Source organism: Acinetobacter sp. CY81, assembly GCF_059515925.1.
Map to the genome: position 1 here is coordinate 1 of NZ_JCAKNC010000011.1, position 13,810 is coordinate 13,810.

The following is a 13,810-nucleotide window of genomic DNA, read 5'->3' on the forward strand; positions in this document are numbered from 1 at the left end:
CCTACTTGAAATGAGCCTTAAACAATTTATTTCAACTCAAATATATTCTGTTAATGATTAACTACGTCCTCATCGGATCGCAGGTAACTGTGATAAATCACAGAAATTAATAAACTTAAACTCAATCGTCTAATTTACTAAGTTCTATAATTTCTCAGCTTATACACTCCGAAGAATGTATGGTGGAGACTAGGAGAGTCGAACTCCTGACCTCCTGCGTGCAAAGCAGGCGCTCTACCAACTAAGCTAAGTCCCCAGCTTATCATTTATAGATTCGATGTATCTTAAGTCATGGTGGGTCTGACAAGACTTGAACTTGTGACCCCACGCTTATCAAGCGTGTGCTCTAACCAACTGAGCTACAGACCCTCAGATACATCTTCATGAAGAACAACTTGTTGTGGATTCTTACCGATCGTCAATCTTTCGTTAAGGAGGTGATCCAGCCGCAGGTTCCCCTACGGCTACCTTGTTACGACTTCACCCCAGTCATCGGCCACACCGTGGTAAGCGTCCTCCTTGCGGTTAGACTACCTACTTCTGGTGCAACAAACTCCCATGGTGTGACGGGCGGTGTGTACAAGGCCCGGGAACGTATTCACCGCGGCATTCTGATCCGCGATTACTAGCGATTCCGACTTCATGGAGTCGAGTTGCAGACTCCAATCCGGACTACGATCGGCTTTTTGAGATTAGCATCCTATCGCTAGGTAGCAACCCTTTGTACCGACCATTGTAGCACGTGTGTAGCCCTGGTCGTAAGGGCCATGATGACTTGACGTCGTCCCCGCCTTCCTCCAGTTTGTCACTGGCAGTATCCTTAAAGTTCCCGGCTTAACCCGCTGGCAAATAAGGAAAAGGGTTGCGCTCGTTGCGGGACTTAACCCAACATCTCACGACACGAGCTGACGACAGCCATGCAGCACCTGTATCAGAGTTCCCGAAGGCACCAATCCATCTCTGGAAAGTTCTCTGTATGTCAAGACCAGGTAAGGTTCTTCGCGTTGCATCGAATTAAACCACATGCTCCACCGCTTGTGCGGGCCCCCGTCAATTCATTTGAGTTTTAGTCTTGCGACCGTACTCCCCAGGCGGTCTACTTATCGCGTTAGCTGCGCCACTAAAGTCTCAAAGACCCCAACGGCTAGTAGACATCGTTTACGGCATGGACTACCAGGGTATCTAATCCTGTTTGCTCCCCATGCTTTCGTACCTCAGTGTCAGTATTAGGCCAGATGGCTGCCTTCGCCATCGGTATTCCTCCAGATCTCTACGCATTTCACCGCTACACCTGGAATTCTACCATCCTCTCCCATACTCTAGTCTCCCAGTATCGAATGCAATTCCTAAGTTAAGCTCAGGGATTTCACATCCGACTTAAAAGACCACCTACGCACGCTTTACGCCCAGTAAATCCGATTAACGCTCGCACCCTCTGTATTACCGCGGCTGCTGGCACAGAGTTAGCCGGTGCTTATTCTGCGAGTAACGTCCACTATCCAAGAGTATTAATCTCGGTAGCCTCCTCCTCGCTTAAAGTGCTTTACAACCAAAAGGCCTTCTTCACACACGCGGCATGGCTGGATCAGGGTTCCCCCCATTGTCCAATATTCCCCACTGCTGCCTCCCGTAGGAGTCTGGGCCGTGTCTCAGTCCCAGTGTGGCGGATCATCCTCTCAGACCCGCTACAGATCGTCGCCTTGGTAGGCCTTTACCCCACCAACTAGCTAATCCGACTTAGGCTCATCTATTAGCGCAAGGCCCGAAGGTCCCCTGCTTTCTCCCGTAGGACGTATGCGGTATTAGCATTCCTTTCGAAATGTTGTCCCCCACTAATAGGCAGATTCCTAAGCATTACTCACCCGTCCGCCGCTAAGTAAAGTAGCAAGCTACTCTTCCCCGCTCGACTTGCATGTGTTAAGCCTGCCGCCAGCGTTCAATCTGAGCCATGATCAAACTCTTCAGTTTAATATTGCTTAGTGCCTTAAAGGGCACCAATCTTGGCTCATCAATTTTCTGACAAATATTTCTCAAATAAACTTCGAGTAATTTCTACCATCAATCAATGAAAATAATTTCGATCAATCAATCAGTAAAAATCCACACAAGTTGTTCTTCATAATCTCTTAATGATCTTCTTGCTCTTCGTCAGAGACAAGTTCAACACAATACAATCTTAACAACTTAACCTGTTCAGCTAAGTTCGTTTGCTGTATCGCGTCGGGATGCTGCGTATTCTATACAGTTTTATTTATCACGCAACCCCTATTTTAGATAAAAATAAGCACATGCATGTTTTTTAATCTAAAAAGTCACTTTTTTCATTTTTTCGATTAATTTTCATCCTTAAATAGCAAAAACTCTGCAAATAGTAGAGTTTTTTTAATTTTTCAAAATGATCTTTATTTAGCGATGTCGAGAAAGTCTTGGGTACTATAATGCTTTGTATCCAATTTTTTTATTTGTTTTTTACCTATATAATATGGATCAAGCGCTTGTACGTATTGTAAAAAAGCTTCCGCATAATCTAATCCCACATCTGTACGGCGTTCACCACTGATGGATTTAAGCGTTGTATAGTAATCACCACCATTTGCTAAAAAATCAATCGTCACCACTTTGTATAACTTTTCAAGCTGGACGGGTTGATATTCTCCAGATTGATTTCTGATTTCAATTGTATGAATCCGTTGCCCTTTATTTTGGGTAAAATCCACTTTCCATCTCATACCACCTGTATATGGATAACTCCCTGTATTATTTTGTGCAATGACGCCATCTATTGCATCTTCCAAAGTTGCTTTAACTTCATTACCCGTCATATCTAATCGAACGAGTGTATTTTTAAAAGGTAATACATTGTAAATTTTACCTACAGTGACATCACCAATACCGACATCCTCACGAACACCACCACCATTCTGAAAAGACAGGTCAGCATTAAAGTATTTTACACCCTGCTGTAAAAATGCTTCGGCAATCATTTGTTGGATATCTCCACCGTGCGCATCTACATGAGCATTTTTATTACATGCGTCGCCTAATGTTGAACGATTCACATCACGCTGTGTACCTGGCACTCGACGAGAACAAAGGTTATCAACCGCTTGAGCCACGACTTTTTCAGCAAAACTTTTCTTTTGTAATTGATAGGGTCTAAGAATATCTATCATTTTCTGATCAGGCTGTACCACTCTAAATGGCACTTGATCTTTGACAAACTGATTTAGAATCATTTGCTTTTCAGTTTCAGTTACAGATTTTGCATCTTTAGCCGTTCTATTGAACTGATCTCCAATCAAAACATGGGGTGTACCAGAACAACTTTCTACTTTGCCTTTGTTATCGAATTTAACATTGAGTTCACCAACGATATAACTATATTGCCAAGCTTGGGCAACACAAACTAAATCCCCATCTTTATTTTTCAATTGAGTCGGATATGTACCCTCAGGGGTCATACCGTATTTACTCAAATTTGATGGTCCTAATAAAGTGTGCGAATCACCACCAATAATCACATCAACATCTGTCAGTGATTTTGCCAGTTGTTGATCCAAATCATAACCTACGTGAGTTTGTAAAATAATCTTTTGAATCCCTTGTGCCTTATAAGCATCAATTTCTTTTTGAGCAGAGGTTATTTCATCTAAAAATAGTGTATCTGCATTGGGTTGCGATGAGTTCTTGGTTTTTTTTGCAACCGTTAGTCCAATAACAGCAAACTTGACACCATCTTTTTCAAAGACATGTGACTTTTGAATACGATTGGTTTGATATAAAGGTGATGATTGTCCAAATTGTACATTGGCAGTGAGAATTTTAGTTTTGTCTTTACATGATGTCCGATCCAAAAAGCCAATAAATTTGTCTAAGCCTGCATCCTGAGCATCAAATTCATGGTTACCCGGGGTGAAAGTATCAAAACATACACTATTCATGGCATCAGCATCCGCCTTACCATCAGTAAGGTTGTAATATAAGTCTCCAGTGGTTGCATCACCAGCATGCATTTTCAGCACATTCTTTTTTTCAGTTGCCAATTGATTCATCAATGAGGTGACACGTGAAAAACCTCCACTACTGACGCTAAATTCTTCCTGTCCCAAGCCAACATCGGCTTTAAATTTAATGGTTTCTTGATCCAAATGTGAATGGTGATCATTGATATGGATTAAATTGAGTTCCAATGCTTTTTGCTCAGGTTTAGGCGTGGCTTCAGACGAGCCATCATCACCTCCACAGCTACCTAAACTTAAACTGATTAAAACAATCAAAGTGCAATGACTAAACTTATGCTTTTGAATATTTATTTTCATTTTAGACACCCGAGTTAAAATTATTTTAAATAGAGTGTCTAGATTGTTAATTTCAATTCAGTGATAAAACAATGAAATTTTAATGACATTAATTTTGTATTTTTAAAAGTGCCCAAATAAAAAAAGTATAAAGTTATATTTAGCCTATTTTTTTTATTCAACTTAATCATTCTGAGGAATATTCGCCGAGAATCTCTCAGCCAAAGCAGTAATCGTTAAACTTGGATTCACACCAACATTGACTGGAATAACACTTCCATCTACGACATAGAGATTTGGATATCCAAATACTTCATGCTGAGCATTTATGACGCCTTTAGTTGGATTTTCTGCCATTACAGCTCCACCAAGCAAATGTGCCGTTACTGATAAATTTCCGACACTTTCCAACAATACATTTTGAGCTTCGCCATCACTAACTTCAGCAAATGTTTGAGCGGTTTGATTTGCGATAGGTATAAAAGACGGTGACCTTTGACCTGTTGCGATTCCCGAAATCAACCCACGTCCAAAACCTCTAAATAAGGTACGACCGTATCTAAAACGCAACTCATTATCTACTTGCTGCATCACCGTCAAAACTGTGACTCGTTTATACCAGTTTTGGGTGCGCCACGATCGTGTTGAGTATAATGGGTGCAGTAGCATTTGCTTCAAAACCCTCAAAGCCCGTAACCAAGGCTTTTCACCACCGATAAAAGGTCCCATATAAAACTTCATAAAATCATAACTGGCTGGAAAACGATTTTGCGTGATATGCGTCCGTTCATCTGCATGAAAATGACTTGAAATCGTTGTTCCTTGCGTTACATCAGCATGCTGATTATTCGATAATATGCTGACAATCGCTTCACTATTAGTCCGGACATGCTCACCCAATTGATTTGAAATATTTGGGAGGGTTTTGAACTGATCTCTGGATGAAAATAGAATTTCGAGAGTGCCCGTAACACCTGCAGATAAAATCACTTTCCGAGCAGTTAATGATTTTTGTCCATCTTTCTTCCAAGGATGCTTGCGGTGAACCTTATAACCGTTACCGTAAGGCTCTATATGGCTGACTTTAGATTCGGAAACGATCTCAACACCAAGCTGTTCTGCAAGGTACAGATAATTTTTATCCAAACTATTCTTTGCACCTTGACCGCATCCAGTAATACACCGTCCGCACAAATTACAGCCTATACGTTCTGGACCCGTACCTCCTAAAATTGGATCAGCAACCAGCCTTTCTGGATCACCAAAATAGATTCCTTGTGGAACTGTGCCATAACTCGATTGTACATCCATTTTCAATGCGGTTTGCTCTAACCATTGATCTTGAATACCTTTATAAGGATTTTCAGTCACACCCAGCATTTTTTTTGCTGTTTCATAATACGGCGCTAGCTCATCCTGCCAATTGCTATTTAAATTTGACCATATTGGATCAGTATAAAAACGTTCTCCTGGTTCCAAAAGTACAGCTGCATACACCACACTACCGCCACCTACAGCAATCCCTCGAACCACACCCATGTGCTGATATACATCTTGGGCTAAAAACCCGTACCGCCCCAACTTAGGTGCCCAAGTTAAATACTTTGCGTCTTCCCCCGCTTGATGAAGATCATCCGCAGATAAGCGTCTTCCTTGCTCTAAAATTGCAACTTTATAGCCTTTTTCAGCCAATCTGAGCGCGGAAACACTACCACCAAAGCCTGAACCTATGATCAAAACATCGTAATCAAATTGATCATTCATGATTCACGTCGCAATATAAAAGGAAATGAAAGTTTACGAATGAAAGGTAGATCAATCACGGTCATGCATAGATACGTTTGATCATCTAAAACCCGCATTTCATCTTTAACCCAACGCCAAGGTATAGGCGCATCAGCCCCGTAACTTAAAGCAATTCCTTGTTGACCATCCACCAAAGACATACCTTGAACGCAGTGCATTTGAAGTTTTTCAACAAGTCCTTGTTGGGTTTGCAAAATATTGGTCGCAGTATGCGGATCAAAAAACTTTTTACCTTGCCAGCCCATGAGACCACTCAATGCAATACTTGGCATTGCAGTTATTCTCAGCCACCACGGCCCTATAAATGATGCCCGATAAAATCCAGGTGTGATTGTCCCAACGTCAGATGAAAGATCCCGAAAGAATTGACGTATAAAACCCAACGATGCAGTTGCTAACACTTCATCTACCATGACTCGATACTCTCCTTAGAATCAAGAATGATATAAAATTATTTTTCTTTTTATTCAAAAACTAAGGCTAGGTATACCTTATTTTTATTATGCATAGTTTTGTATATAAATAAACCAATTTACTTACGTTTAATAAAATAATGAAAAATGAGCAATCTATTTTATGAATAAGTCAAAATCGTTAGTAAATATTGTATTAATGAACTGCTCTGAGCGTTAGGTACCGACACCCTCTCCAACCATTAAATAAAATGAGCCACGAATATATCGATAACCTTAACTTAGGCTCATCATAAATTGTCAATTTCCAATCTTTTAAATACAGGAAATTAAAAGTAAGACTATGATCATTGATGATCTGAACACCATTAAAAGTATCTGTATTATAAGGTTGTCCAATCCACAACTTATCCAATACGCCTTTCTGTATATCTATAAGATAAATATTTAAGCTCTCTTCAAAAACAACCTCATCTGTTGTTAAGATCAGATAACGATTTTCCCTCATCCATATGGCTTGTTCGAGCACTTTTCCCCGAATAAAAATTTTAGTATTTTTTTGATTGAGTTCAATCTCACATAGACTTTCCTTCGAGTCGGAAGCCTTTTCAATTAATTTCAGCTCAATCGTATTGACAATATGCATAGATCCTCCTCACAAAAAAACCAGTCAAATTGACTGGTTTTTTTACTGGCTTGAGTGAAGACTCAAACTTGACTAAATGTCGCTTGAAATAACTTATGAAATTATTTTAAGAAGCCTTGAACTAAGTTCAATACATTTTGAATATCACTATTGGCTTCTTGCTGATCAGTTTGACCTGCTTGAGGCGTTAGCGAATCAATAATCTCGGGTAATACCGAAGAAATCGCACCATACACATCTTGAGCTGGCACTTGTGCTTGAGCCGCAACATTTTCAATATCTTTTTGATCAAACAGGTTTTGAACCGATTGAGTTGGAATATTGGCATTCGCGCCTGGACCTGTAGAAACCCAATCATCCACTTGACTGGTTAAGCCCTGTCCTTTTAGTTGATCTAAAGCGCCTTGTAGACCACCATTTTTTTGAATCCAACCTAAAACTAAAGGTACAACCGCAATAAGCAATGATTGCGCATTAAATCCACTTGATTGTTGGGCAGGTGCTTGTTGCTGACCACCCGTCAATCCACCCAGTACAGAACCGAGAACACCACCTAAACCACCTTGTTGCGACTGTTGTTGACCACCAAGACCACCTAAAACAGAACCTAAAATCCCACCTAAACCACCTTGTTGAGATTGTTGCTGACCGCCTAATGCTTGTTTCGCTAAAATTTCTACAATATTACTTAAATTTGTCATGTCATGTTCCTAATTAGAGTTATCACCTCATCGAGCATACAATTTTTCTTGTTCACTGATGAAATATAATTGTTGTAATTTCTATGGTACGAAATTGAAGATACCCTTTAAAACAACTTTTACCAACGAAATTTATTCCAATTCTCAGGATTTGCCCAAAATTTTGAATTAAACCAATCTGGTACATGTTTATAAGTCAAAATATTAAATTGCCATAAAGCAAAATCTTGATCATGTGTGGTTTTATCAATGAGCTGTGTAAATCCGAGACTTCGCAACATTTGCTCATCTTGTAATTGGCTTACGACTACGATTCTTTTCGCCATCAAATCTCGAAGCTTGACTAACATTTGGACTTTCTGCTGTTCGTTTATTTCAGCAAACTCATGGGTATTAAGTAATACAAAACCCAGATCATATCTTTGTGTAAAAGGAAGCTTTAAATACTCAGTTACGCTAAAATATGACCATTGAATTGAATGTTGATGGTCTTGGCTTAAATTTTGCCCAAGACATAATGCAGTTTGAATTGGCTGTTCATTAGATAAATCGTCTAGCATCGACGTGATGACATTTTTCTCAGCCATGACTGCACCTTATTTTAGAGAGAATGAATACATGGAACTCCAAGGCATTTGTCATAAAATGCATGCAGGTCTACGCAACCTAAGTGTAACTGAACAACAAACGCACAAGGCAAATGTTGAATATAAATTTACATTAGATCGTTCAGAAATTGATCTTCCGTTTCAATTGGGTCAAGAAATTGAGATTGAAGCAACTGGCAATATCTACTGTGTTTCATGTGGTTCAAAAACACCTAAATCTTATTCGCAAGGTCACTGCTTTAAATGTATGAAAACCAAAGCTGCCTGTGATATGTGCATTATGAAGCCTGAAACTTGTCATTATCATTTAGGTACATGCCGAGAAGAAAGCTTTGCTCAAGAAGTTTGCTTTCAACCACACATCGTTTATTTAGCCAATTCAAGTGCTTTAAAAGTCGGTATTACACGTTTGGGGCAAATGCCGACACGGTGGCTGGATCAAGGTGCAACGCAAGCTCTGCCGATTATGAAAGTAGGTTCGCGTCGTTTATCTGGACAGCTCGAAGTGATGTTTGGTACTCAAGTCGCAGATAAAACCGATTGGCGCAAGCTACTTAAAGGTGAAGCTGAGCCTTTAAACTTGATCGAAGTTCGTGACGAACTATTAAATGAATTTGAACCTCAAATTGAATTGATTCGTGATGAATTCAGTATGAGTTTAGATTTCAATGAAAATGTTGAAATTCTTGAAAATGAATTGCCAAGAGAGTTTATTTATCCAGTAGACATTTACCCTGAAAAAATTAAATCTCATAATTTAGATAAGACTCCGATTATTCGTGGCAAGCTGCAAGGGATTAAAGGTCAATATCTGATTATGGATACAGGCGTGATCAATATCCGTAAATATACGGGTTATGAAATTAAAATCAGAGCTTAAATCCCATATTCAAGTTTTGGCTTAATCATTCGAATATTTAAAAACCGCTTTAATTAGCGGTTTTTTTTTCATTTCTTCATGATTCATTTTGAGATGAATTCAATAGCTGAAGGATTGCATCCACTGGATCCTCACTATTGTCTGCCAACAGATGTTTATGCATGGTGAGTAATTGCATCGACTGGATTTTAGAGGTTTCAATATCCATTAACTTTTCAATTTCATCTGCCAATTTTTCAGGCGTGGCGTCGTGCTGAATCAGCTCTTGAATGACTTTTTTCCCTGCAACAATATTTGGCAATGAATAATATGGGATCTTTATCATGAACTTCACCACATGATAAGTTAACCAATTCAATTTATAAAAAGTCACCATTGGACGGTGTAATAACATTGCTTCTAAAGTTGCTGTTCCTGATGCAAGCGCCACAATGTCACTCGCAACCATCACCATACGACCAATTTTTGATTCGGTTCCAGTGTTTTCTAATAAATGAATCTGAGAACGTAATTGTTCAGGATACTGTTTTAAAATTTCATCAATTTGCTGCTTTCGAGCATCATTAATCGCTGGAATAAGGAACACATAATTCGGATATTTTTTATAAAGTAATTGTGCAGCATCTAAAACCAAAGGCGCCAAACGCTCAATCTCACCGCGACGACTTCCAGGTAATAGTGCAATATGTTTTTGAGTTAGATCCAATCCTAAAGCCTGTTTTGCGTTCGCAATTGGGTTTTCAAGAGGAAGTTGACTTGCCAATGGATGCCCAACAAATGCTGAATTGACCTGAAATTTTTGATAGAAGGCTTTTTCAAATGGAAATAAGCATAAAACTAAATCTATGCTAGCTTTGATGCCATGTACACGTCCTTGACGCCATGCCCATACGGATGGACTTACATATTGCACCGTTTTAATCGGTAAATTTTTCTGCTTGATTGTTTTCGATAGCCGTAAATTAAAATCAGGCGCATCAATTCCCACAAAAATATCAACGGGATTGTTCGTCCATGTCTCCACTAGGCCATCACGTAATGCAAATAATTTTTTAATATCTTTTAAGACTTCAACAATCCCCATAACAGAAAGAATATCCATCGGGTAATAGCTTTTAAAACCTTCAGCGATCATTTGCGGTCCACCAATGCCTTCAAATTCAGCATCAATGCCTTGCTCTCGAAAACGACGGATTAGCTTTGCACCAAGCGTATCCCCTGATACTTCACCAACCACGATACCAATTTTTAGTTTTCGATTTAACAAGATCATTTCCCTCTCAATGAGCCATTTGATTTTAGCACAACTCTAGATATCTCAAATCGTTCAAATTGAGTTTGGCAATTTTAAACCATCAAACAGTCATTATCACGACATTAAATTAATTCACAATCTTTAGCATTTTTTGGAATAAGCAAATCAACAATCAAGACAACTACTTATAAAAAAAAGCCATAAGATATCCACGTTTTTTTATAAGTAAGATTGCGGCATGTACGGTTCTATCGAATATATTTTGGCAGGTATTTTAGTTGGTTTCTGCGTAGGCGTGACAGGTGTAGGTGGTGGTTCTTTGATGACCCCGATCCTCATTACCTTGTTTAAAATTGAACCTCATATCGCAATTGGTACTGATTTACTCTATGCCGCGATTTCAAAATTTTTTGGTTCTGTCGTTCATGCCAAAAAACTGAATATCGTCTGGCCTATCGTGATTTGGTTGGCTGTAGGCAGTATTCCTGCATCTATAGCAACGACTTGGGTTTTGGATAACTATCTAAGTCAATCTACCCATTATAAAGCAATCCTCACAATGGTTTTGGGCTTCATGCTAACCATTACAGGTATTTCTATTGTATTTAGAACACAAGTGGAGCGCTTCTTCAGCCGTTTTGGTAAGCCAATGACTAATGAAGACATCGATCAACAGCGTGAGCGTCTAAAAAGCAAGCGCCTACAAATTGCCTTGATGGGTATTGTACTCGGGATCTTTGTGACCTTATCTTCAGTCGGTGCAGGTGCATTCGGTATCATGGCATTGATCATCATGTTCCCTAATCTACCAATGATTCGTATCATTGGTTCGGACGTTGTCCATGCTGTCCTATTAACCTTAGTGGCTGGTATTGGTCACATGAGTTCAGGTAATGTCGATTTTGAATTATTAATGTGGTTATTGATTGGTTCTATTCCAGCCATCATTGTCGGAACTTTAGTTAGCTCACGTTTACCTGAAAAAATTATTCGTAAAATTTTAGGTATTACTCTTTTTGCTCTGGGTATCAACTTTATGGTCAATCCAGTCAAATCTAAACCTGTAACGCCACCAGAAGTCGCTATAACAGCGCCAGCGATCGCAAGCCAAACCAATTAAATAAAAGTCAGTTATCAATACCCGTAATTTTCAAATGAACATTACGGGTATTTTTTATTTAAAGCATGAATAGAAGATTTAATTTGACAATGTTAATTAAATCTACGATTGTTTGCAGTAATTGAATCCAACTCTAATTAATACTAAAAAGACAAATTCATTACTTTTTTTTATTAAATGCATTCAACTTTTTGATAACAAAATATGCACTGAATCGTGATATATTCAGTTAATTGAACATTTTTTTGTAAAAACGAACCAGTGACGGCAATGAATACACTACAGTCAAATTCCATTACACAATCCGATATCGATGATGTGAATGTACAAAGTTTTCAACCTCTTGTTCCGCCTGCTCAACTTAAAGCAGAACTACCATTAAACGAAAAAGCATATCAAACCGTGCTGAATGGTCGTGAGACTGTCCGTCAAATTTTAGATGGTCAAGACAAACGTCTTTTCGTTGTCATCGGTCCTTGCTCTATTCATGATATTGAAGCAGCTCATGATTATGCAGACCGCCTGAAAGTATTAGCAGAAAAAGTAAAAGATACGCTTTACATTATCATGCGCGTTTATTTTGAAAAACCACGTACAACTGTCGGTTGGAAAGGCTTAATCAACGATCCAGATATGAATGATTCATTCAACATTGAAAAAGGTTTACGTTTAGGTCGTAAATTATTGCTTGAATTGAATGAAAAAGGGTTACCTTGCGCAACAGAAGCACTTGATCCTAACTCACCACAATATTACCAAGACTTAATTTCATGGTCTGCGATTGGCGCACGTACAACCGAAAGCCAAACGCATCGTGAAATGTCTTCAGGTCTTTCATCACCTGTTGGTTTTAAAAATGGTACAGATGGTGGTTTAACGGTTGCTACGAATGCAATGCAGTCTGTTAAACATGGTCATAGCTTCCTTGGCTTGAATGATCAAGGTCAGGTGTCTGTGATTCGCACTAAAGGTAACCCATATGCACACGTCGTATTACGTGGCGGTAATGGCAAACCGAACTATGATGCTGGCTCAGTTGCAGATGCAGAAAATGCACTTGCTAAAGCTAAAGTGAGCAACAAAATTATGATTGATGCGAGCCATGCAAACTCAAACAAAGACCCGTACCTTCAACCCCTTGTGTTGAAAAACATCACAGAACAGATTTTGGATGGCAATAAATCTATCGTAGGTTTAATGGTAGAAAGTCATCTTAAAGGTGGTCGTCAAGATATTCCTGAAAATCTTTGTGATTTAGAGTATGGTAAGTCTGTAACTGATGGTTGTATTGATTGGGAAACGACTGAGAAAGTGTTGCTGGAAATGGATGCAGCCTTGAAAGACGTATTACCAAATCGTTAATAGTTTCTAAAACGCCATCACATGATGGCGTTTTTTTTGATTGAAAAATTGATAGAGGTGATGTCGACATGGATGACTCTAAAATGAGTGAATTTAAAACAGATCATGACGTTGATCATCTAGATATAGAATCGCTTGAAGCCGAACTCAGTCAAGTTCCAAATTTCCAATATATTCATCAACACTTAATGAGTTCTGGTCAACCTTCTGCTGAACACATTGCCAAAATCAAAGCATATGGCGTAGATACGCTGATCAATCTGGCCTTCACAGATTCAGAACCACATTTGGCAAACGAAGATCGTTTGTGTGCAGAACTCGGGTTGAATTACATCCAAGTCCCGATTCATTGGGAAATGCCAACTGATGAACAATGTATATTCGTTCTAGATTTAATTGATCATTTGGTACAACAAAAACAAGTATGGATACACTGCACCGAAAACAATCAATGTAGCTGTTTGATGTATCTCTATCGTCAATATTATCTTGATATGGATATGCCCACTGCTCAGGACTTAATGCATCAAATTTGGGAACCCAATGAAACTTGGACAGGTTTGATTCATGCAGTCGGATTGCAACTTCAAGGAAGAAAATCTACTTTAGATTTACAACATTCCCTGATGAGCGCTGATCAATTTTCCTAATTTATTTGCAACCATCAATTTAAATAAAAAAGTGAATGAGACTACCATCCAATTCACTTTTAATCTTTCAA

Annotated in this window: 11 protein-coding genes, 2 tRNA genes and 1 rRNA gene; 4 read left to right on the forward strand and 10 right to left on the reverse strand. The window is 39.0% G+C overall.

Going from position 1 to position 13,810, the window contains the following annotated elements; all coding sequences use genetic code 11:
* Positions 1 to 180: 180 nt before the first annotated feature.
* From AC5YDM_RS11975 to AC5YDM_RS12015, 9 genes are all read right to left on the reverse strand, one after another.
* A tRNA-Ala gene (locus tag AC5YDM_RS11975) sits at positions 181 to 256 on the reverse strand.
* Between the two features lie 36 nt (positions 257 to 292).
* Positions 293 to 369, reverse strand: a tRNA-Ile gene (locus AC5YDM_RS11980).
* A gap of 61 nt (positions 370 to 430) precedes the next feature.
* Positions 431 to 1,968 (reverse strand): 16S ribosomal RNA (locus AC5YDM_RS11985).
* A gap of 434 nt (positions 1,969 to 2,402) precedes the next feature.
* Positions 2,403 to 4,319 carry a bifunctional metallophosphatase/5'-nucleotidase gene (locus AC5YDM_RS11990; RefSeq protein WP_496152322.1) on the reverse strand — a complete coding sequence of 639 codons (1,917 nt, stop codon included), beginning with the start codon at positions 4,317 to 4,319 and terminating at the stop codon, positions 2,403 to 2,405.
* A gap of 162 nt (positions 4,320 to 4,481) precedes the next feature.
* On the reverse strand, positions 4,482 to 6,062 hold the full coding sequence (locus AC5YDM_RS11995; RefSeq protein WP_496152323.1) for a GMC oxidoreductase: 1,581 nt from the start codon (positions 6,060 to 6,062) through the stop codon (positions 4,482 to 4,484).
* A complete protein-coding gene (locus tag AC5YDM_RS12000; protein ID WP_496152324.1) occupies positions 6,059 to 6,517 on the reverse strand; it encodes a hypothetical protein in 459 nt (152 codons plus the stop codon). The genes AC5YDM_RS11995 and AC5YDM_RS12000 overlap by 4 nt, the downstream gene beginning before the upstream one ends.
* 196 nt (positions 6,518 to 6,713) lie before the next feature.
* Positions 6,714 to 7,163 (reverse strand): hypothetical protein, encoded by a 450-nt coding sequence (locus tag AC5YDM_RS12005; protein ID WP_496152325.1) that lies wholly within the window; start codon positions 7,161 to 7,163, stop codon positions 6,714 to 6,716.
* A gap of 101 nt (positions 7,164 to 7,264) precedes the next feature.
* Positions 7,265 to 7,864 carry a YidB family protein gene (locus AC5YDM_RS12010; RefSeq protein ID WP_496152326.1) on the reverse strand — a complete coding sequence of 200 codons (600 nt, stop codon included), beginning with the start codon at positions 7,862 to 7,864 and terminating at the stop codon, positions 7,265 to 7,267.
* Positions 7,865 to 7,983: 119 nt separating this feature from the next.
* Positions 7,984 to 8,451 (reverse strand): DUF6231 family protein, encoded by a 468-nt coding sequence (locus AC5YDM_RS12015; RefSeq protein WP_496152327.1) that lies wholly within the window; start codon positions 8,449 to 8,451, stop codon positions 7,984 to 7,986.
* 31 nt (positions 8,452 to 8,482) lie between these two features.
* Here AC5YDM_RS12015 and AC5YDM_RS12020 point away from each other — a divergent pair, with 31 nt between their 5' ends.
* Positions 8,483 to 9,352: a DUF2797 domain-containing protein gene (locus AC5YDM_RS12020; RefSeq protein ID WP_496152407.1), complete on the forward strand. Its 870-nt coding sequence runs from the start codon at positions 8,483 to 8,485 to the stop codon at positions 9,350 to 9,352.
* 76 nt (positions 9,353 to 9,428) lie between these two features.
* On the opposite strand, the gene lpxB is transcribed toward AC5YDM_RS12020, so the two are convergent.
* Positions 9,429 to 10,619 (reverse strand): lipid-A-disaccharide synthase, encoded by a 1,191-nt coding sequence (lpxB, locus tag AC5YDM_RS12025; RefSeq protein WP_496152408.1) that lies wholly within the window; start codon positions 10,617 to 10,619, stop codon positions 9,429 to 9,431.
* Positions 10,620 to 10,845: 226 nt separating this feature from the next.
* Here lpxB and AC5YDM_RS12030 point away from each other — a divergent pair, with 226 nt between their 5' ends.
* The 3 genes from AC5YDM_RS12030 (at position 10,846) to AC5YDM_RS12040 (ending at position 13,739) form a co-directional block, all read left to right on the forward strand.
* Complete coding sequence (locus AC5YDM_RS12030; RefSeq protein WP_496152328.1) at positions 10,846 to 11,727, forward strand: sulfite exporter TauE/SafE family protein; 882 nt, start codon at positions 10,846 to 10,848, stop codon at positions 11,725 to 11,727.
* Between the two features lie 270 nt (positions 11,728 to 11,997).
* Positions 11,998 to 13,089, forward strand: coding sequence for a 3-deoxy-7-phosphoheptulonate synthase (locus AC5YDM_RS12035; protein ID WP_496152329.1), 1,092 nt, complete (start codon positions 11,998 to 12,000; stop codon positions 13,087 to 13,089).
* A 125-nt stretch (positions 13,090 to 13,214) separates the two neighbouring features.
* Positions 13,215 to 13,739, forward strand: a complete 525-nt coding sequence (locus AC5YDM_RS12040) for a protein tyrosine phosphatase family protein (protein WP_496152409.1) — start codon at positions 13,215 to 13,217, stop codon at positions 13,737 to 13,739.
* Positions 13,740 to 13,810 lie beyond the last annotated feature (71 nt).

Coding starts and splice junctions, on each gene's coding strand:
- AC5YDM_RS11990 (WP_496152322.1), bottom strand. CDS start 4,319: ATGAAAATAAATATTCAAAAGCATAAGTTTAGTCATTGCACTTTGATT.
- AC5YDM_RS11995 (WP_496152323.1), bottom strand. CDS start 6,062: ATGAATGATCAATTTGATTACGATGTTTTGATCATAGGTTCAGGCTTT.
- AC5YDM_RS12000 (WP_496152324.1), bottom strand. CDS start 6,517: ATGGTAGATGAAGTGTTAGCAACTGCATCGTTGGGTTTTATACGTCAA.
- AC5YDM_RS12005 (WP_496152325.1), bottom strand. CDS start 7,163: ATGCATATTGTCAATACGATTGAGCTGAAATTAATTGAAAAGGCTTCC.
- AC5YDM_RS12010 (WP_496152326.1), bottom strand. CDS start 7,864: ATGACAAATTTAAGTAATATTGTAGAAATTTTAGCGAAACAAGCATTA.
- AC5YDM_RS12015 (WP_496152327.1), bottom strand. CDS start 8,451: ATGGCTGAGAAAAATGTCATCACGTCGATGCTAGACGATTTATCTAAT.
- AC5YDM_RS12020 (WP_496152407.1), top strand. CDS start 8,483: ATGGAACTCCAAGGCATTTGTCATAAAATGCATGCAGGTCTACGCAAC.
- AC5YDM_RS12030 (WP_496152328.1), top strand. CDS start 10,846: ATGTACGGTTCTATCGAATATATTTTGGCAGGTATTTTAGTTGGTTTC.
- AC5YDM_RS12035 (WP_496152329.1), top strand. CDS start 11,998: ATGAATACACTACAGTCAAATTCCATTACACAATCCGATATCGATGAT.